This is a genomic window from Verrucomicrobium sp. BvORR106 (assembly GCF_000739655.1).
Lineage (GTDB): Bacteria > Verrucomicrobiota > Verrucomicrobiia > Verrucomicrobiales > Verrucomicrobiaceae > Verrucomicrobium.
The window spans coordinates 1-1,372 of record NZ_BATR01000064.1 but is presented as its reverse complement, the minus strand read 5'-3'; the positions used below and the strand labels follow the sequence as shown (position 1 = coordinate 1,372).

Genomic DNA, 1,372 nt, shown 5'->3' with positions numbered 1-1,372 from the left:
GGGAGTCGTTTCTGCGGCGGGAGCCGGTGCAGGGGCAGGGGCAGGGGCGGCGGCTTCTGGGGCTGGCGCAGGCGCGGGGGCCGGGGCCGGGGCAGCGGGAGCTTCAGCAGCCGGGGCTGGCGCAGGTGCAGGTGCCGGAACCGGAGCCGGAGTTTCGCCAGCAGGTGCGGCAGGAGCAGGCGCGGGGGCGGCTGCATCAGGCGTCGTCGGAAGCGTTGGCTCAGCCGGAGCTGTAGCAGCGGGCTTCTTGTCAGCTTCGTCGATCAGGCTCGGCACATTGGCCTTGGAACCATCTTTGTGAGCGACCAACACGGCCAGAACAAAAGTGATCAGATAGAATCCGATGCCCAGCCAGGTGGTGCCCTTCTGCAGGACCGTAGTGGTGTGCGCGCCGAAAGCGTTGTCCATGGTGCCGCTGCCGAAGGCTGCTCCAAGACCTTCCTGACGAGGACGTTGCATGAGCACGATGAGGATCAGCAGCAGGCAGATCAGCACCAGCAGCACAATGAGGAAGCCTATGAGATAGTCCATAAAGGGCGGCGAGTATTGCACAGTTCTGCGGGTGCACAAGGGAAAAGGGCACCCCGGTCAAGCCCTATCGGCGTCTGCCGCCCCCGGAAAGGCGCTGGCGGACCACCTCAAACAGGCAGACCCCGGTGGCAACGCTCACATTCAGGCAGGGCACCTTGCCGCTCATGGGGATTTGGACCAGGTAGTCACAGCGCTCTCCCGTGAGGCGGCGCATGCCCTCCCCTTCCGCCCCCATGACGATGCCGATGGGCCCTTTCAGATCCACATCGTAAATCGACTGCTTGCCCTCGTCTTCCGTGCCGACAAACCAGACTCCCAACTCCTTCAGCTTGTCCATCGCCCGGGCCAGATTCGTCACTCGGGCGATCGCGACATTCTCCGCCCCGCCACAGGCCACGCGGATAACCGTGTCCGTGATCGGAGCTGTCTTGTCCTTGGGCATCACCACCAGGTCACACCCCGCCGCGTCCGCCGTTCTCAGGCAGGCGCCCAGATTGTGCGGGTCCTGAATGCAGTCCAGAATGAGCACCATGGGATTGGGCTTGTCCGCCAGCACGCTCGCCAGATCGTCTTCCTCATAGATGCGGATCGAAGCGGTGGGATTGGAATGCTTATTGGCTCGGGCTTGATTTTCCTGTCGGCGCATGGGCAATAGCCGCAAAGGATTGGCCTCTGTGCAAGAGATTCTTTGGGGGAAACGAGGGTTGGTTCTTGGTTCTTGGTTCTTGGTTCTTGGTTCTTGGTTCTTGGTTCTTGGTTCGCAGGTCGCGGGGAACGAAGGCACCACATAGGACATCGATCAGTCGACGTCAGGGTCATTGATGCCGGAGGCATCACAGCC

Annotated in this window: 2 protein-coding genes; both read right to left on the bottom strand. The window is 62.3% G+C overall.

The window, feature by feature from the left end:
• Nucleotides 1-531, bottom strand: a 531-nt coding sequence (secG, locus tag BV106_RS35370) for a preprotein translocase subunit SecG (RefSeq protein ID WP_063767924.1), incomplete at its 3' end; no start/stop codon positions are given.
• Between the two features lie 64 nt (nt 532-595).
• Nucleotides 596-1,177 (bottom strand): 23S rRNA (guanosine(2251)-2'-O)-methyltransferase RlmB, encoded by a 582-nt coding sequence (rlmB, locus tag BV106_RS09970; RefSeq protein ID WP_051945570.1) that lies wholly within the window; start codon nt 1,175-1,177, stop codon nt 596-598.
• Nucleotides 1,178-1,372 lie beyond the last annotated feature (195 nt).

Excerpts from the sequence above, each read along its gene's own strand:
- rlmB (WP_051945570.1), bottom strand. The coding sequence starts at position 1,177 with ATGCGCCGACAGGAAAATCAAGCCCGAGCCAATAAGCATTCCAATCCC.